The sequence below is a fragment of the Micromonospora violae genome (assembly GCF_004217135.1).
Taxonomy (GTDB): Bacteria; Actinomycetota; Actinomycetes; order Mycobacteriales; family Micromonosporaceae; genus Micromonospora; species Micromonospora violae.
Genome location: NZ_SHKK01000001.1, coordinates 1,537,832 through 1,554,723, shown reverse-complemented (window position 1 = coordinate 1,554,723; position 16,892 = coordinate 1,537,832). Strand labels below are relative to the sequence as shown.

Below are 16,892 nucleotides of genomic sequence, written 5' to 3'. Positions count from 1 at the left end.
GGGGCCGGAGGAATGTCTAGGGTGCCGTCATCGGCTGGAGCCGTGGGCCGTCCGTACGCAGCTCGCCGATCGGGGCCGAGTCGACGTCCTCGGGCTCCCCCGAATCGGGCGTCTGGTACAGGTAACGGACGAACTGCCCACCCGCCTCGTTGTCGTCCGCGCCGGGCCACTGGCCGATGCAGTCCATGCCGATCACCTCACGGCCGGTCCCGTCGGCCTCCTCCAGCAGCGCCCACAGGCTCACCGGATAACACCTGGTGACCTCGGGCGTGAGCTGCCAGCGCGCGTACCAGCCGGGTCGGGCGGGGACGATCTCGACAATCTCCTTCATGACGACCTTCCTTCCGCGTACCTCGGAAGAACTCCGGTCCTGACCCGATCGTGCGGGCGCTGCGGGTGAGCACCCCTCACCCCCGGCGGATGAAGCATGCCGCCGGCCGGGCCGACCCGGCCGGCGGGCCCTGTTTCCTTCTCCGGGCCGGCGGGAAGGCGACGGGCGCAGCCACGATCCCCAGCGGAAGGGGTGCACCATGCGCAAGCAGATGGAGGGCGACAACCAGCGGCGTCGGGCGTTGGCCCGGCAGGCCCGCGAACAGAGTCGCCAGCCCAGCGAGATCGGTGCCAGCCTGAGCGCCTCCAAGCAGCTCACGAGCCTGGACGCGGGCAAGCGCGCGGGCCCACCAGCGGCCGGGCCGCACAAACCGGACACCACGCGCGGCGGGCCGGCACCGCCGCCGGTCGGTAGCGCCGACAACCCGCGCCCTCAGCCGTCCCCGCCGAGCGGCGCGGCCGAGGTGCGCAGCATGGGCTACCACGAGCTGGTCGACGAGGTCCGGCGTCGCGCCGGCGTCGACTTCAAGACGGCCAAGGTGGGCACCGAGGCGACCGTGCTGGTCCTCGCGTTCGCCCTGGAGGCCGCCGAGCGGCAGCGGCTGCTCGCCGCGGTGCCGGCGTCGCTGCACGACGTGCTGCCGGTCGACGGCGTCGAGCGGCACCAGGAGCTGCCCGGCTTCCTGGCCGAGGTGGGCCGGATCAGCGGCAACACCCCGGAGCAGGCCCGCTACCAGGCGGAGGCGACGATCGCCGCGCTCGCCGAGCAGGACGGTGACCTGGTCGAGTCGCTGCACGTACCCGACGGGCTGCGTGACCTGCTGAACCCGCCGGAGGCCGGCGGCGGCCTGGTGGGCGCCTCCACCACCACACCCACCCTGAACGCCGACGAGATCAACGCGGCGTTGGACGACCTGCCCTACTGGACCGGCGACAGTCAGGGCCTCTACCGGGTGGTCGCGCTGCCACCCGACAACCTGGACCGCGTGCTCGCCCGCCTCGACCGGCTGCGCCGGGACAACGGACGCGGCCCGAGCATCGGACGTCCGGGAGACACCGCCGCCGTGTTGACCGTACGGACCAACCAGGCCAACGGGGTGACCGCACTCGACGTGGACCTCGCCCGCCAGGTCGACGACGCGATCGACGAGGTGGGGGCCGGGATGGCCGGCGGCTGACCGACCACCGCGACATCGGCGGGCCGGCGGGACGGGGGTAACCCCGCCGCGCCGGCCCGTCGGCCGCACCGGGCCCCCGGGCGCGGGCACCGGGGCCTCGGTTAGCGTGCCGGATATGAACCGCGCCGCCGACCGGCTGGAACTGGTCGCCGACCCGGTCCGCCGGACCGGGCGGACACTGCTGTCCGCCGGGGTCGAGCAGTCGTACGTGGATGTCGAGGATCCCCGCCACCTGCACTTCGAGTACGTCCGGCGGATCGCCTCGGCGGTGCAGGCGGCGGCCCGCGCCGGGGTGCCGCTGAGCGTCCTGCACCTGGGCGGCGGCGCGTTGACGTTGCCCCGCTGGCTGGCCGCCACCCGGCCCGGCTCCGCCCAACGGGTCGTCGAGCGGGACGCGGCGGTGGTCGAGCTGGTGGCCCGGGAGCTGCCCCCGTTGCCGCCGCAGGTGCAGGTGGAGGTCGCCGACGCCCGCGACGCCCTCACCGCCACCGGAGACAACCGGTACGACGTGGTGATCGCCGACATCTACCGGGCGGCCCGGATGCCCCGGCACGTCCGCACCGTCGAGTTCGCCGCCGAGGTGGCCCGCGTCCTGCGCCCCGACGGGTTGTACCTGGTCAACGTCACGGACCTGCCGCCACTGGTCGGCACCCGGGTGCAGGTGGCCACGTTGCGGGCGGTCTTCGCCGACGTGTGCGTGGTCGGTGACCGGCGGATGTTGCGGGGCCGCCGGTACGGCAACCTGGTGCTGGCCGCGACGTCACGCCCCGGCGGGCTGCCGGTGGCCCGGCTGGCGGTGGCCGCCCTGCGCGACCCGGTGCCCGGGGGCCTGCTGCACGCCGCCGCGCTCGACACGTTCGTCGCCGGGGCCCACCCGGTCACCGACGCGGACGGCACCTCCGGGCGCTGATCGCCGTTGCGCCCGCCGTGCCGGGTTTCCGACGGTCTGCGCGGGGAAGGCCCGCCGGATGAGCAACACCGACGACCGGGGCACCGCGCGTCGCACCCTGGTCGTGATCGGTCTGGTGCTGGCGACCGCCCTCGCGCTGGGCTTCGTGTACGCGACCCGCCGGGTGCTGGTCTGGATGGTGGTCGCCGCGTTCTTCGCGGTCGCGCTCAAACCCCTCGTCGACCGGTTGCAACGTCGCCTGGTCCGCCGTCGGGCGCTGGCCACGCTGCTGGTGTTCCTCGCCGCGTTCGTGCTGCTGGCGATCCTGGCCGCGCTCATCCTGGTGCCGCTGTTCGGGGAGTTGAGCCGCTTCGCCGACCGGGCCCCCGAGCTGCTGCGCGACGCCCGCGCCGGACGGGGCCCGGTGGGGCAACTGCTGGAGCGCACCGGGGCGCGGCGCTACCTCAGCGAACACTCCGAGCAGCTGCGCGGCTTCGGCGGGCAGCTGCGCCAACCGGCGGTCGGCGTGCTGCGCGGCGTCGTCGAGTCGATCGCCGGGCTGGTCACTGTCGTCGTGCTCGCGTACCTCATGGTGTTGGAGGCGCCGCGGATCACCCGCGGCCTGCTCGCGGCGGCCGGGGACGGTCAGGGCGAGCGGCTGCGTCGGGTGGGCCGCGAGGTGTCGCGCACCGTCACCGGCTACCTCACCGGGAACCTGCTGATCAGCGTGATCTGCGGGGCGCTGACCTACGCGGTGCTGGCCCTCACCGGGGTGCCCTTCGCGGCCGTGATCGCCCTGCTGGTGGCGGTCGCCGACCTGATACCGCTGGTCGGGGCGACGCTCGGCGCGGTGATCGCGGCCGGTGCCGGTTTCCTGCACTCCCCCACCGCCGGAGTGGTGGTGCTGGTCTTCTTCGTGGTCTACCAGCAGCTGGAGAACCACCTGCTCCAACCGCTCATCCTGTCCCGCGCGGTCCGGCTGAACCCGTTGACCGTGCTGGTCAGCGTGCTGCTCGCGGCGGAACTGGCCGGTCTGCTCGGCGCGCTGCTGGCCATCCCCGCCGCCGGCATCATCCAGACCCTGCTGCGCGAGTACGGCCCGCGCCGGCTGCGGCCAGCCCCGCCGGCCGGTCCGGCCGCACGGCCGGGACGACCGGCCGGCACCACCGACTGACCGGCGCGGGTACGACGCTCTCCTCCCCGGCGACCGGCCGGGTGCCCGCTCAGCGGGCCCGGGTCGTGACCTCGGGTGTGGTGCTCTCCAACGGCACCGCGTTGGCCGGCACCAACCCCAACTGGACCGCGGACCGGGTCAACGCGGCATCCAGGGCCCAGTCGGCAGTGACCCGGGTGCGGTTTCCCGGCATCGCCATCAGGTGGTACGCCCGGGTGACCGCCTTGGCCGGCAGCCCGCCCAGGTTGACCTGCAACGGGTTCGCCGCCGCGTCCTTGCCACCCAGGTCGACGACCCATCCCAGGTCGTGGTGCTTGTACGGCTTGCGCCGGCCGAAACCGTACGACGCGGCGATGTTGTGGGCCACGCGCTTGCCCTGTCGCTGGGCGTGCTGCGCCGTCATCCCGCAGACCTTCCCCGGGTTGACCAGGTCTGGCACGGCGGCGGCGTCACCGATGGCGTACACCTCCGGGTAGCCGGGAACGTTGAGGAACTCGTCGGTCACCAGTCGACCCCGGTCGGTCCGCAGGCCCAGCTCGTTGACGAACGGGTCGGGTCGCACCCCTACACACCAGACCAGGGTGCAGGTCGGCACGTACTCACCGTCGGTGAGCTTCACCCCGTCGCAGGTCGCCTCGGCCACCGAGGTGCCCATCCGCACGTCCACCCCACGCCGGTTGAGGACCTTGTGCGAGGTGTCCGACATCCGCTTGTCCAACTCCGGCAACACCCGCGACGCCACGTCGAGCAGCATCCAGCGGGGGCGGACGCCGAGCCGGGGCCGCTGGGCGTGCAGCGCGTCGGTGAACAGCTGCCCGTGCGCGGCGACCTCGGTGCCGGTGTAGCCCGCCCCGACCACCACGAAGGTGGCCCGGGCCTGCTGCTCGGCCGGGTCCTCGGCCTGCTCGGCCAACTCGATCTGGCGGACGATGTGATCGTGCAGGTAGACGGCCTCGGGCAGGCCGCGGAAGCCGTGCGCGTACTCGGTCACCCCGGGGATGGGCAGCAGTTTGTTGACGCTGCCCACGGCGAGCACCAGCCGGTCGTACGCCAGCCGGTTCTTCTCCCCCTCCGGCTGGGTGAAGCCGACCCAGCGGTTCTGCAGGTCGACGTGGTCCGCCTCCCCGATCACCACCCGTACGCCCTTGAGCGTCCCCGTCAGCGGCACGGCGATCCGCTTGGGTTCGACCACCCCGGCCGCCACCTCGGGCAGCAGCGGCAGGTAGAGGAAGTAGTCGGTCGAGTTCAGCACCACGATCTCGGCCCGGTCCCGGGCGATCCGGCTCAACGTCTTCGCCGCGTGGTAACCGGCGAACCCGGCCCCCACGATCACCACACGAGGTTTCGTCATTGCGGGCCGTTTCCCGTCGAAGCCCCGAACAAACGTCCGGCGCGTCAGCCCTGGTCGACTCGGCGGACGGCGGATGCGCCCGGTGCGCAGGAACTTTCGGGACATCTGAGGAACGAATTAACGGGACCGAAACGTCGGAAGCGACAACCCAGCGGCGGGGCGAAGGCGTTTGAGGTCGCGTACACGTCCCCGACCTCCGGAGCTCACAGGTGCGTACCCGATCCACCGTCGCCGTGCTGGCGTCCCTGACGCTGCTCACCGGCTGCACAGCCGACCCACCGGCCGCACCTACCTCAGGTGGCACCTTCGCGACCCCGGCCGGCGCGCCGGCGCTCTCCGGCCCGTACGCGGCCTGGGCGGCGGGTGTCTCGAAGCCGGTCGTCGACCCGCTCTACCCCGAGCGCGGCACCGACGCGGTGGACGTGCTGCACTACGGACTGGATCTGACCTGGTCGCCCACCACACGCACCCTCACCGGCACCGCGACCGTGCACCTGCGCCCGACCCGCGACGCCCAGTCGGTGAGCCTGGACTTCAAGCCGTACACCATCGACACCCTGACCGTCGACGGCACGAACGCCGAGGGCGCGGTCTCCCACGAGAAGCTCGTGGTCGAGACGCCGGTCCGGGCGGACGTCCCGATCACCCTCGTCGTCGGCTACCACGGCAAGCCGTCCACCACCCCGATGCCCTCCAAGCGGGGCGACGCGCACCCGCTCGGGCTGACCGTCGACGGCGACGGTGGGATCTGGACGATGCAGGAGCCGTTCGGGGCCTTCACCTGGTACCCGGCCAACGACCACCCCTCCGACGAGGCGCTCTACGACATCGCGATCACCGCGCCGAAGGGGTGGACGGGCGTGGCCAGCGGCACCCCGGTCGGGCAGAGCGGCACCACGTTCACCTACCGCAGCACCGTCCCGGTGGCGTCGTACGCGACGACCCTGGCGGTCGGCAAGTACAAGAAGCTCTCCGCCAAGGGCCCCCACGGCATCCCGGTGACCACCTGGTACCGCGCCAAGGACGCCCAGTACCTGCCGATGCTCAAGCGGTCCCCGGGCTTCCTGACCTGGCTGGAGAAGCGCTTCGGCCCGTACCCGTTCGACTCCGCCGGCCTCGTCATGGTCGAGTCCGCCTCGGCCATGGAAACCCAGCAGATGGTCACCATGGGTGAGGTCCAGCCGGCCCGCGGTGATCAGATGTTCGACCTGACCGCCGTGCACGAGTACGCCCACCACTGGTTCGGCGACGCGGTCACGCTCACCGACTGGCGCGACATGTGGCTCAACGAGAGCTGGGGCCTCTACGCGCAGAAGCTCTACGAGAAGGACAAGTACGGGCTCACCGACGCCGAGTTGGTGGCGTCGAGCCGGCAACGCGACGGCGAACTGCGCAAGGAGTACGGCCCACCGAGCAAGCCGGACCCCGCCGAGTTCGGCGCGACGAACGTCTACACCTGCGGTGCCGCGATGCTGCGCCAACTGCACCAGGCGCTGGGCGACGAACGGTTCTTCGCGCTGGCCCGCGGTTGGGTGCAGGAGAACCTGCACACCCAGCAGACCCGGGCGTCGTTCACCGCGTACGTCAACAAGCAGACCGGCCACGACTTCACCGCGCTCATCGACACGTGGCTGGACTCCCCCACCACGCCGCCGGAGACCGGCCCACTCCCGCAGTGACGTCGTGACCGTCGGCCCGGCGCGGCCGGGCCGGCGGTCAGGCGGCGGTTGGCGCGGTGATCGCCCAGCGTTCGTGGTCGCGCCAGGCGCCGTCGATGAACAGGTAGTCCGGGGAGAATCCCTCCAACCGGAAACCGAGCTTGCGGGCCACCCGCCGGGACGGCTCGTTGCCCGGCTGGATGTTCGCCTCCAGCCGGTGCAACCCGGCCGAGGTGAACGCGTGGTCGATCACCAGGGCGACGCCCGCCGAGGCGTGCCCGGTGCCGCTGTACGGCAGGAACGCCGCATACCCGAGGTAGCCACCACGCAGCGCGCCGAGCACGATCCCGCTGATGTTCACGTAGCCGGCGATAGCGCCGCTGGCCCGGTCGCAGATCAGGTAACCGGCGCTGTCGCGGCGACGGATCCGACGCAGGTACAGCTCGTACTCCTCGGGGCTGGCCGGCGCGGCCAACCACGGGTGGTGCAGGTCCCGACTGCGTTGCGCGGCGGCGATGAACTCGTCGGAGTCGGTGGGCCGGGGTCGCCGGATCGCGGCGGGACCACCGGTACGCAGGTATCTCACGGCGGATCACTCTGACGGGCCGGTGCCGCCGTTGTCCAACGGGCCGCGCTAGCGGTGCGTCAGGAGGCTGAACTCCTGACCATCGGGGTCGGCCAACACCAACCGGCCCGGCCCGTCCTGGCCGGTGTCGACGCGGGTCGCACCGAGCGAGAGCAGCCGGTCAACCTCGACCTGCCAATCTGTGTCGACAGCTGGGGCGAGGTCGAACCGCACCCGGTCCCGGCCGCCGTTCGGCGCGTGCGGCGGACCGCCCCAGGTAATCTTCGTGCCGCCATCCGGTGATTGGATAGCGGTCTCCTCGTCCTGGTCCCAGACCAGCGGCCACCCCAGCGCCCGGCTCCAGAAGTACCCCACCGCCTGCGATCCGTCGCAGGCCAGCGCCCCGACAAAGCCGCAGCCGGCGAGGAAGTTGTTGCCCGGTGCGATGACGTCGAACTCGTTGCCCTCGGGGTCGGCGAGCACCACATGATCGATCTCCGGGCCCTGCCCGATGTCAGCGTGCCGCGCGCCCAGCTCCAACGCCCTGGCCACCGTCTGCCGCTGGTCCTCCAGCGAACTGCTGGTCAGGTCGAAGTGCATCCGGTTCTGGACGACCTTCGGCTGCTGGTTCGGTGCGAAGCGGATGTGGAACGCGTTGTCGGTGGCGGGCAGGAGCAGCACGCCGTCGTGTGGATCGTCGACGATCCCCCGCCCCAGGAGCCCGGACCAGAACTGCGCGAGCCGCATCGGCTCGCGCGCGTCGAAGGTGATCGCGAACAGGTGTGCGGTCATCGCTGCGCTCGTCTCCCATCCGACCGGACGCCGTGCCAGCCGTCGCAGCGGGAGCCTAGGAGCCTGCCCGGCCGATCGCACCCGAGTTTCGGCGCGATCATCCCCGGTGCGGCAGGGCCACACCCCAACCCCAACGCGGCGGCACAAAATTCCGGGTCGTCGGGCAGGCCGACAAAGCGCAGGTGTCGGCATCGCGACAGATCCTCGCGTCCGCCTTCTGCGCTGTTAGCTTCTTTCGATCACCGTCGCGAATGACACCCCAGGGGCCAGCCGATGATCTTGGATGATCTCGCACCGTATTGGACAGAAGTCGAGCAACGCTGGGATCGCACGGTGCGAATCGTCGACTCCGCGACCAGCGACACGCTGCCGCGCACCATCGAGATCACCGAGGTGCAGCGGCATCCTCGGCTACAGAGGTTGAAAGGTCGAGGTTCGGGCTATCTCGGTGGTTCGGGTTCGAGGGTCATGCCGGTGCTGGCGAAGAAGCCGGCGAGGAGATCGGTTTGTTGCTGACAAGCGCGTAGTCGGCGTTTGACCAGTTGGGCGAGGTGGTCGACGCCTCGGGCGGCGGTGTTGGTCAGGCCGCGTTTCATCCAGCGCCAGACGCCTTCGGTGGGGTTGAGGTCCGGGGCGTAGGGGGGTAGCCGGATCACGGTCAGCCACGGCCGGGCGGCGATCAGGGTGTGCATGCGGCGGCTGACGTGGGTGTTCAGGTTGTCCCAGATCAGCACTATCGGCGCGTGCAGGCGCTGGTGGGCTTGGTCGAGGAAGGCGATGTAGTCGTCCTCGCTGAAGCTGCCGCGCTCCCCGGCGCGACCGCGGTGCAGCCGGGTTCGCCACATCAGCCGGCCTCGCTGTCCGGGCTTGAGGCAGACCAGGCCGGCGATCGAGATCCGGCCGGAGCCCTTGCCGGAGACCTCGACCACCGGCGTGTGCCCGCGCCGGGCCCACGTCTTGGCCACCGGCGGTCGCATGACCTGCCCTGCCTCGTCCTGGAAGCAGATCCAGGCGCCCTGCGCCGCCGCTAACCTCTTACCGACGGCCACCGCCCACGATGCCAGCCGGCGATCGCTTCCGGATCGCGTTCGATCGCCCGACGAGTGGGAACCTGCTGGCTGTACCCGAGGCGATGCAGCAGGTAGGACACCCCGCGCAGCGTGTAGGAGACGCCGAAACGACGCTCGATCACCTCGGCCACCCGGGTGAGAGTCCAACGGGCATCGGCCCAGCCGTGCACGATCGGACCTTCATCGAGCATCTCGGCCAACTGTTTGCGCTGCTCAACGGAGAGTTTGCAGTCCGAGCCGCCCGGCCCGGCCGACGCCAGAGCCTCCGTTCCGCCAGCAGTCCACTGTCGCCGCCACAGACGCACCGACTTCTCCGAAACCCGCAGCTCAGAAGCGATCTGCGCGGTCGGTACGGACTCCTCGAACATCGCCGCGGCCTGGATCCGGACCTTCTCACGCCGGACCCGGGCTGCCGCGTTCATGCCACCACCAGCCGGATACCTCATACCCCCGGCCTACCAAACCCATCGACATCGGTCACGCCAACACGCCGACGGACGTCAGCCTTTCAACCTCTGTAGCGGAGATCACGCCCATGATGATTGTCGGTGATCGGTTCGCCGGCAAGAGTGCGCTGTTTCATCGAATCTCGAACAGCAGCGGGTACGTACAACAGCGGACCAAGGATCACACCACCCACAAAGTCGTCATCCGCGGTCGCAAGGGAAAGGTGAACGCTCTTGTCGCGGTCACACCGGGCCAGCAGGTCGGCGAGGAGTTCGTGGACGGCGACATCGACGCGTGGAACGCCATGTTGCAGCCACCCAACTATCCCTCGGGTGTCATATACGTGGTGGCTGAGCGGATGACCCGGTCGTGGACGGCGGACGAGATCAACATCGTGGAGCAGCAGCGCGCCGCGATGGAGGCGGGTCAGCGGGAGTCGTTGCAGCGTGCGCTCGAGGAGGCCTGGCGCGATTCACTCGACCACGAGCCGTCGCCGGAGGAACTTCGCGCAAAGCTACCGGACATCGACCAGGAGGTGGACCGCAGAACCCCCTCACAGTCTGAACAGTACTGGCAGTTGAGCATGGACAACGAGTGCAAGCACTTCGAGTTGATCGCTCGTCGGCTGCTCGAGTCCTGGGGAAATGGCAGCGCTGCCCAGAACGCCTGGCTCATCATCGCCGTGACAAAGGTTGACCTGCACCGGAGGAACCAGCTTGACGAGCTCAAGCGGTACTACATTCCGAATCCGTCGGTGCCGCTGTCCCCATTCGGGCGGCTGCTCAGCGATTTCATCCGCGGATTCGGATCCGGGCCCAAGCCGCGTCTGGCGATCCTCCCCTTCGCCGGTCAGCGTGAGAACTTCCGCGTCCTGCCCTCCGTAGCGGAGGCGACCTCGCAACTCGACGACACCAGGTTCGACGCGTTGCAGCGCACTTTCAACAACACGCTGGGAGAGTTCTGTGGGCTCCAGAGCTGAGGCGGGATCGCAGTACACGTCCGGCGACGACTTCGAACGTTCCCTGCGGGAGGCCGAGGCGCTGCTAGCCACCGTGGATGGAGCGCGCGACCGCTATCGGCGTTACCTACTCATCGAGCGGATCGCCGTGGCCGCGATCCTCGCCACCGGTGTCTGCGCGCTCATCGCCGTGCTGCCGCACTACGCCGGGGCAGCGGCCACGCTGGCGGCATTCGTCGTACTGCCCACAATCCTGGTGAGCTCCCTGCGGAAAGGTGTGCGGGCGCCACTGAACGCCGAGATCTATCGGGACGAGAAAGTCATGGCGGGGATGGTGAACATCCTCCGCGAACTCCTTCCGCTGATTGCCGAGAACGAACGGTGGTTGGAGCTGCGGATCACCCAGACCCGCATGCGGATCGGTCGGTTTCCCATCGAACCGCGAGGTCGGCGATGACGGCCTCTGGCGGCTCCGCGTCCCACCAGGAGCAGGCGTGGCCGTGGTTGTGGCTGGCACGGCTGGGCATTCTGCTCTCGGTGATCAATGGCGCGTTTCAGGTCGTCCGCATCCTCACGACGAACGCGACGACCGTGACGGCGCTGGTCAACGACGACCTGGTGGTGTGGAGCCTCGCGACCGTGGCAGTTCTGCCCCTGCTGATCGGCGCTGGGATCTTCCTCTATGACCTGACGGCCCCGAGGAGCGACTTCGACGCTTTCCGGCCGGAACGGCAAGCGCGCAGGATCGCCCGACTTCGTACCGGAATCGCGTTCCTGGCACTCGGTGCTGTGCTCACGGTGGCCTACGCGACCGTGTTGGTCTGGGCTCTGCACCGATGACGTCCGTCGGCTGAGCGTGTCGGGCCAACAGTCAGAGTGGGCCGGGGAACGTCTGCTCCATCGGCATCGGCACCTGGAGGAAGGTGGTGCCGCGCATGTCCAGCCAGGCCCGGTCCGGCCCACGCACCAGACGCATCATCACCTCCTCGCAGGACGGGCAGCGGGCGACGAGGCCCGGTGCGTGCGAGTAGACGTGCAGGCTGGCCATCGACCCGGTCATCCCGCAGTTGTCGCAGCGGCCCACCGCGGTGCTCAGGTCGACGGTGAACAGCTCACGCATCGGGCCGTCGAGCATGTTGCCGTCCAGGTACGACATCTCGGTCATCGGAATCTCCTCGACAGGGCGTGCGTCAGCCGGTGGGGCCGAAGCGTTCGGTCTTGACCTTGCGCGACGGGTGGCCCAGGCCCACCAGCAGGTCGGCCACGGTCTCCACGAACGCGGTCGGGCCACAGACGTAGGTCAACGGTTCCAGATCCGGCGGCCACCCGTGGGTGTTGACGTCCGCCAGCCCGATCCGGTGCGGCTCACCGCGCCAGCCCTCGGGCGCCTCGCGGGTGTAGACGTACGCGACGTCCAGCCCGAAGTCGTCGCGGGCCCGGCGGCGCAGCTCGTCGGCGTAGATCACGTCGACGGGGGTGCGGACCGAGTAGACCAGCCGGAACAGTGCCTTGCTGCCCGCCGCCCGCCGCGCCCGGATCATCGCCATCAGCGGCACGATGCCCGAACCACCGGCGACGAGCTGCACCGGCGCGGTCTCCTCGGGTCGCCAGATGAACCAGCCACCGAGCGGTCCGCGGACCTCCACCGGGTCGCCGACGCCAAAAACATCAATGAGGTACGGCGACACCTCGCCGTCGTGCACCCGCTGCACGGTCACCTCGATGCGCGGGCCGCCAGGCCCGTCCACCGTCGGCCCGGCAATGGAGTACGACCGGGCCGCCTGGTAGCCGTCCGGGGCGGTGAGCCGCAGGTCGACGTGCTGCCCCGGCAGGTGCCCCGGCCAGTCCGGCACCTCCAGCACCAGGGTCTGCGCGGTCGGTGTCTCCACCCGGCGCTCCACCAGCCGGCCAACCTGCCAACGGTTCGGCGTCCGACGCTGCGTGTTCGTCGCCACGGCGCGCTCAGTCACCCTGGTACCGCTGTTCGCGCCACGGATCGCCGTAGTCGTGGTACCCGGCGGTCTCCCAGAACCCCGGCTCGTCCATCGTCTTGAGCCGGATGCCGCGCACCCACTTGGCGGACTTCCAGAAGTACAGGTGCGGCACCAGCAGTCGCGCCGGGCCGCCGTGCTCGGCGGGCAGCGGAGCGCCGTCGAAGGTGTGCACCACCCACGCCTGGCCGCCGCGCAGGTCGTCCAGCGGCAGGTTGGTGGTGTACCCGCCGTAGGAGTGCGCCAGCGCGAAGTGCGCCCCCGTGTCGACGTCGGCGAGCAGCGTGTCCAGGGAGACGCCCTGCCAACTGGTGCCGAACTTGGACCAGCGGGTGACGCAGTGGATGTCCACCATCGGCGTCTCCTGCGGCAGGGCCATCATCTCCTGCCACGACCAGCGGTGTTCGCTGCCGTTCTCGGCGGAGATGACGAACTCCCAGGTGTCCAGGGACACCCGGGGCGTCGGGCCTGCCGAGAGCACCGGAAAGTCCTCGGTCAGATACTGACCCGGTGGCAGCGCCGGCTCCTGCGTTCGGGGCCGGCCCTGAAAGCCCGGTGACACGATTCCCATCACCCAGTCGTACCACCCGCGCCGGCCGGGGCGGGAGCTTTCCCGCGTACCCCCTCGTCGGCTGGCGCGGCGCGGTCAGTGCCGGTCCGCAACGACCTCGCGGTCCGCGGGCAGGTCACCGCCCCGGGTGGCGCGCAGGCTGGTCAGTGTGACCACCACCAACACGCCGATGATCACAAAGAGCGAGGCCAGGGTGGGGATCTCCGGAACGTTGTCCCAGATGCCGTGCGCCCAGTGCAGGCCCAGCTTGAGACCGATGAACGCCAGGATGATGGCCAGGCCGTAGCTGAGGTGCACCAGCCGGCTCAGCGCCGCGTGCAGGACGAAGTAGAGCGCCCGCAGACCGAGCAGAGCGAAGGCGTTGGTGGCGAACACCAGGTACGGGTCCTCGGTGATGCCGTAGACCGCCGGCACCGAGTCGACCGCGAAGACGATGTCGGTGGCCAGCACCGCGACCACCACCAGGGCGAAGGGGGTGAGCGCCCGCTTCGCGCCCTGCCGGACGGTCATCCTGGTGCCGTGGTACTCATCGACCACCGGCATGACCTTGCGCAGCAGCTTCACCGAACGCATGTTGTTGATGTCGACCTCCTGCTGGTGCCCGGACAGGGCGTCGCGCAGCAGCTTCACCGCGGTGGCGATGAGGATGATCGCGAAGAGCAGGAAGGCGAAGTCGAGGGTCTGCAACGCCGCCGCGCCGAGAGCGATGAAGACGGCCCGCAACACCAGCGCGCCGGCGATGCCGTACAGCAGCACCCGCTGGGCGAGCACCGCCGGCACCGCGAACGCCGCCAACAGCAGCATGAAGACGAAGAGGTTGTCGACCGAGAGCGACTTCTCCACCAGGTAACCGGTCAGGTACTCCACGCCCTGCTGGGAGCCGAAGCGGAACCACAGCCAGGCGCCGAACGCCAACGGCAGGGCGATGTAGAACGCCGACCAGCCGATGGCCTCCCGCATGGACACCTCGTGCGGGCGGCGCGTGACCAGGAAGTCCAGAACCAGCAGCAGGATGACCCCGATGATGGTGACCGCCCACAGCGTGGGCGTGCCCACCGACGACAGGTCACTGGCGGCGGACAGATAAGAAAGGTGGCTCATATGAGGTCTCCTCGAACACCGTCATGTTCGAGGTCTCCTTCACCCACCAAAAGGTGGACAACCACCCGAGGCGCGCCGGGCGCGCCGTACTGACCGGAATGGTTCGTGGGAAGTACTCCCCTCGCACGACCAGGTTAGGCCAGGCGGAATCGCCACGCCAAGCGGGACATCGATGGTTGCCCTGGTAAACCGCTGTGGGTGGAGCCCGTCAGCCGCGGCGCAACGTCGCCCCCGGGGCCATCGCCGGCTCGATCAGACCCCGATAGTCACGCGGCAGTTGAGTCGCCACGTCATCGAACTCACCACCGGTGATCGCCTCCCGCAGGGTGGTGAAGACCGCCCGGCTGGCGTCCTGGGCCGCCGGCTCCGGCACACCGGCGCGCAACGCGACCCGGGCCACGAACTCCGCCGCGCCGAACCGGTCCGCCTGCTCCGTGCTCGGGCTCGGTTTCAGCACCAGTTGCAGCGGCTGCGGCAACTGGGCGGCCAGGTCCAACACCTCGCCGCCGGTCAACCGCTCGGCGAACGTCTCCAACACGGCCCGCGTCAACTCCACCGCCCGCTCGGACGACGTGGCGGTGCGCTGGGAAACCTGGTCGATGAAGGTGTCGTAGTTCATCGCGTACTCCCTTGGGCTCGCGTCGGCGACTGCGGGTACCCGCGGCGGCCGAGGAGAAACGGCGCCGGGTTTCCTCCGCCGGCGGGCGTGACCGGGCGGCGGACGGGTAACCGCCGCCGGTCGTCACCACACCGATGCCCGAGGGAGCCCACGCCATGGCGAGCTACGCCGACGTCCTGCAGTACCTGTCGAGCCTGGACTACCCGGCCGAGAAGGACGACGTGGTCCGCGAAGCCGAACGGGAAGGTGCCCCGCCGGACGTGCTGAAGGCGCTCCGCGCCCTGCCGCCGGTCGACTACGCCAACGGGACCGAGGTGGCCCGCTCTGCCGGGATCGAAGCGGCACCCGAGGTGAGCCCCGCCCAGCGGGCCGAGCAGGCCCGGGACAAGAAGCACAACCGGGTCTCGCAGCACCTGCGCGGCATCTGACCCGGCGGTGGCGGTGCCCGATCCCGTCGTCGCCACCCGGCACGAACCATCCAGCGCCCGGACCGGGGAGCGGCACGGATGACCCGCACCGGCCCGTCCCGGCCAGCGGATGTACGCTTCCCGGCCGCGGCACAGCTCGCCGTCGTGGCGGTGGTCGGCATCATCGCCGGCTGCGTCTTCGCACTACTGCTGCCGCTGCCGCTCGCCGCCCTCGTCGGCTGGGACGTCGGCGCGCTGAGCTGGCTCGTGCTGGTCTGGCACAAGATCTGGCCGATGGACGCCGAGCGCACCGCCCAACTCGCCGTCCACGAGGACCCGAACCGGGCGATCCGGGACGCCCTGCTGCTCGTCGCCTGCCTGGCCAGCCTGCTGGCCGTGGGGCTGGTCGTGGCCAGCTCCCAGAACGCGCCCCCCGGGACGACCCGGGAACTGCACAGCGGCCTGGGAGTGCTCAGCGTGGTGCTCTCCTGGTTCGTGGTGCACACCGTGTTCGCCGCCCGGTACGCCCGGATCTACTACACGGGCCCGGACGGCGGGGTGAACTTCAACCAGCCCGAACCGCCGTGCTACTCCGACTTCGCGTACGTCGCGTTCACCATTGGGACGACGTTCCAGATCTCCGACACCAACCTGACCAGCAACGAGATGCGTCGTACGGTGCTGCGGCACTCGTTGGTGTCGTACCTGTTCGGGGCGTTCATCATCGCCGTGACGGTGAACCTGCTGGCGGGTCTGGCCAAGTGAGGTTGTGGCCTGTTCCGGTGGGGCTCGGGCCTGGTTCGGTGGGCTCTGGTCTGTTTCGGCCACGAGGCCCCGGAGCGCGACACGGGGTGGGCCGATCGGAGCGCCGGGACAGGCGGGCGCCCCTGGTCACGAACCGCGACCCAGGGCGCCACGACGCCTGCCCAGGCGGTGAACCGCTCCCGAACCGGTCACGGTCACCTGGCGGTGGAGGGCCACCCGAACCGAGCGGCCAGCACTGCCGGGTCCAACCATACGGCAGGACATCCCCCGTTTGGTCAGAATTTGCGGAAGTGTGGGCCAGGGCACGTCACGGCCGACCGGTCACCTCCGCGTACCGGTGCTCCAGGTCGACCCGGGCCAACGCCCCCACCAGCCAGGCCAACTGCTCCGACTCACCCGTGGCCAGGCCCGCCAGGTCCTCCGCCGACCGGCCCAACCCGAGCCGACGCGCGGCCGCCAACGCCCGCCGGTCGGCGACCGGAGCCACCTCCCGCCACAACGCCTGCGCCTCCCGGAGAAACAGCTCGACGACCTGGTCGTCGACGCCCGGAAGCTCAGCGAGCAGCGCCCGCTCCCGCACCGGGTCGTGGTGCGCCACCGCCCGCAACCTGCGCAGATCACCCCGGTACCGCTCGACCACCGTCCGGGCCAGATCCCCCAGCGCGGCGGCCAACGCGTCCACGTCACCACGTTGGCCGCTGGCGCGCAGCACCCGTACCCGGTCCTCGTGCAGCGAACGAGCCAGCCGGGCCGCGCTGTCCCACCCCTCGTCGCGGACCGCCCGCGCCCCATCCAACGCCCGCCGGAAATCACCACGACGGGCCAGCAGCACCGACAGGTAGAGAACCTGGAACAGGCTCGCCGGGTTGTTGGTCACCCGGAACCCGTACTGCTCGGCGAAGCCCCGCCCGCTACCGGCGAGCCGGCGCGCCAGACGTTTACGGTCCTCCACCGGAGTGATCAAACTGGTCGCCATGGCGGCGACTACCCGCGCCGCCGACAGCCACACACCTTGCCGGGCGCGCC

21 protein-coding genes are annotated in these 16,892 nt (G+C 70.4%); 9 read left to right on the top strand and 12 right to left on the bottom strand.

From position 1 onward, the window contains the following. Window positions 1-16 precede the first annotated feature (16 nt). The gene (locus tag EV382_RS06900) at window positions 17-331 is read right to left on the bottom strand and encodes a hypothetical protein (RefSeq protein ID WP_130400759.1); all 315 of its coding nucleotides are present in this window, start codon (window positions 329-331) and stop codon (window positions 17-19) included. Between the two features lie 199 nt (window positions 332-530). On the opposite strand from EV382_RS06900, the gene EV382_RS06895 reads away from it, so the two are divergent. From EV382_RS06895 to EV382_RS06885, 3 genes are all read left to right on the top strand, one after another. Continuing rightward, on the top strand, window positions 531-1,508 hold the full coding sequence (locus EV382_RS06895) for a DUF2267 domain-containing protein (RefSeq protein WP_130400758.1): 978 nt from the start codon (window positions 531-533) through the stop codon (window positions 1,506-1,508). Between the two features lie 115 nt (window positions 1,509-1,623). Next, entirely contained in the window at window positions 1,624-2,418 is a 795-nt protein-coding gene (locus EV382_RS06890; RefSeq protein ID WP_130400757.1) for a spermidine synthase, read from the top strand. 58 nt (window positions 2,419-2,476) lie between these two features. Continuing rightward, complete coding sequence (locus EV382_RS06885) at window positions 2,477-3,571, top strand: AI-2E family transporter (RefSeq protein WP_130400756.1); 1,095 nt, start codon at window positions 2,477-2,479, stop codon at window positions 3,569-3,571. A 49-nt stretch (window positions 3,572-3,620) separates the two neighbouring features. Here EV382_RS06885 and EV382_RS06880 read toward each other — a convergent pair whose 3' ends face one another. After that, window positions 3,621-4,922 (bottom strand): NAD(P)/FAD-dependent oxidoreductase, encoded by a 1,302-nt coding sequence (locus EV382_RS06880; RefSeq protein ID WP_130400755.1) that lies wholly within the window; start codon window positions 4,920-4,922, stop codon window positions 3,621-3,623. A 209-nt stretch (window positions 4,923-5,131) separates the two neighbouring features. On the opposite strand from EV382_RS06880, the gene EV382_RS06875 reads away from it, so the two are divergent. After that, a complete protein-coding gene (locus EV382_RS06875) occupies window positions 5,132-6,601 on the top strand; it encodes a M1 family metallopeptidase (RefSeq protein ID WP_130400754.1) in 1,470 nt (489 codons plus the stop codon). Between the two features lie 37 nt (window positions 6,602-6,638). Here EV382_RS06875 and EV382_RS06870 read toward each other — a convergent pair whose 3' ends face one another. The 4 genes from EV382_RS06870 to EV382_RS06855 all read right to left on the bottom strand — a co-directional run bounded on the left by EV382_RS06870 (window position 6,639) and on the right by EV382_RS06855 (window position 9,429). Beyond that, a complete protein-coding gene (locus EV382_RS06870) occupies window positions 6,639-7,166 on the bottom strand; it encodes a GNAT family N-acetyltransferase (protein WP_130400753.1) in 528 nt (175 codons plus the stop codon). 48 nt (window positions 7,167-7,214) lie between these two features. Further along, a complete protein-coding gene (locus EV382_RS06865; protein ID WP_130400752.1) occupies window positions 7,215-7,937 on the bottom strand; it encodes a VOC family protein in 723 nt (240 codons plus the stop codon). 440 nt (window positions 7,938-8,377) lie between these two features. Further along, the gene (locus tag EV382_RS06860) at window positions 8,378-8,986 is read right to left on the bottom strand and encodes a transposase (protein ID WP_130400751.1); all 609 of its coding nucleotides are present in this window, start codon (window positions 8,984-8,986) and stop codon (window positions 8,378-8,380) included. Then, the gene (locus tag EV382_RS06855; protein ID WP_244236577.1) at window positions 8,965-9,429 is read right to left on the bottom strand and encodes a winged helix-turn-helix domain-containing protein; all 465 of its coding nucleotides are present in this window, start codon (window positions 9,427-9,429) and stop codon (window positions 8,965-8,967) included. Before EV382_RS06855 ends, EV382_RS06860 begins: the two co-directional genes overlap by 22 nt. A gap of 113 nt (window positions 9,430-9,542) precedes the next feature. Between EV382_RS06855 and EV382_RS06850 the strand changes: the two genes are divergently transcribed. From EV382_RS06850 to EV382_RS06840, 3 genes are read left to right on the top strand one after another with little or no spacing between them, the layout of a single operon-like run. Beyond that, on the top strand, window positions 9,543-10,433 hold the full coding sequence (locus tag EV382_RS06850) for a hypothetical protein (protein WP_130400749.1): 891 nt from the start codon (window positions 9,543-9,545) through the stop codon (window positions 10,431-10,433). Further along, complete coding sequence (locus tag EV382_RS06845) at window positions 10,417-10,869, top strand: hypothetical protein (protein WP_130400748.1); 453 nt, start codon at window positions 10,417-10,419, stop codon at window positions 10,867-10,869. The genes EV382_RS06850 and EV382_RS06845 overlap by 17 nt, the downstream gene beginning before the upstream one ends. Then, window positions 10,866-11,252, top strand: a complete 387-nt coding sequence (locus tag EV382_RS06840; RefSeq protein WP_130400747.1) for a hypothetical protein — start codon at window positions 10,866-10,868, stop codon at window positions 11,250-11,252. The genes EV382_RS06845 and EV382_RS06840 overlap by 4 nt, the downstream gene beginning before the upstream one ends. Before the next feature lie 31 nt (window positions 11,253-11,283). Here the strand turns inward: EV382_RS06840 and EV382_RS06835 are convergent, their stop codons facing one another. The 5 genes from EV382_RS06835 to EV382_RS06815 all read right to left on the bottom strand — a co-directional run bounded on the left by EV382_RS06835 (window position 11,284) and on the right by EV382_RS06815 (window position 14,694). Further along, window positions 11,284-11,577: a DUF6510 family protein gene (locus tag EV382_RS06835; protein WP_130400746.1), complete on the bottom strand. Its 294-nt coding sequence runs from the start codon at window positions 11,575-11,577 to the stop codon at window positions 11,284-11,286. A 25-nt stretch (window positions 11,578-11,602) separates the two neighbouring features. Further along, the gene (locus EV382_RS06830) at window positions 11,603-12,367 is read right to left on the bottom strand and encodes a ferredoxin reductase (protein ID WP_130408538.1); all 765 of its coding nucleotides are present in this window, start codon (window positions 12,365-12,367) and stop codon (window positions 11,603-11,605) included. A gap of 7 nt (window positions 12,368-12,374) precedes the next feature. Then, window positions 12,375-12,974, bottom strand: coding sequence for a sulfite oxidase-like oxidoreductase (locus EV382_RS06825; protein ID WP_130400745.1), 600 nt, complete (start codon window positions 12,972-12,974; stop codon window positions 12,375-12,377). A gap of 75 nt (window positions 12,975-13,049) precedes the next feature. Then, the gene (locus tag EV382_RS06820; protein WP_130400744.1) at window positions 13,050-14,075 is read right to left on the bottom strand and encodes a TerC/Alx family metal homeostasis membrane protein; all 1,026 of its coding nucleotides are present in this window, start codon (window positions 14,073-14,075) and stop codon (window positions 13,050-13,052) included. A gap of 208 nt (window positions 14,076-14,283) precedes the next feature. Continuing rightward, window positions 14,284-14,694, bottom strand: coding sequence for a DUF2267 domain-containing protein (locus EV382_RS06815; RefSeq protein WP_130400743.1), 411 nt, complete (start codon window positions 14,692-14,694; stop codon window positions 14,284-14,286). Window positions 14,695-14,849: 155 nt separating this feature from the next. Here EV382_RS06815 and EV382_RS06810 point away from each other — a divergent pair, with 155 nt between their 5' ends. Together EV382_RS06810 and EV382_RS06805 are read left to right on the top strand one after the other, a co-directional pair. Further along, window positions 14,850-15,122, top strand: a complete 273-nt coding sequence (locus tag EV382_RS06810; protein WP_130400742.1) for a DUF2795 domain-containing protein — start codon at window positions 14,850-14,852, stop codon at window positions 15,120-15,122. A gap of 78 nt (window positions 15,123-15,200) precedes the next feature. Beyond that, on the top strand, window positions 15,201-15,866 hold the full coding sequence (locus EV382_RS06805) for a DUF1345 domain-containing protein (RefSeq protein ID WP_130400741.1): 666 nt from the start codon (window positions 15,201-15,203) through the stop codon (window positions 15,864-15,866). Between the two features lie 307 nt (window positions 15,867-16,173). Here EV382_RS06805 and EV382_RS06800 read toward each other — a convergent pair whose 3' ends face one another. After that, entirely contained in the window at window positions 16,174-16,842 is a 669-nt protein-coding gene (locus EV382_RS06800) for a hypothetical protein (RefSeq protein ID WP_130400740.1), read from the bottom strand. Between the last annotated feature and the right edge of the window lie 50 nt (window positions 16,843-16,892).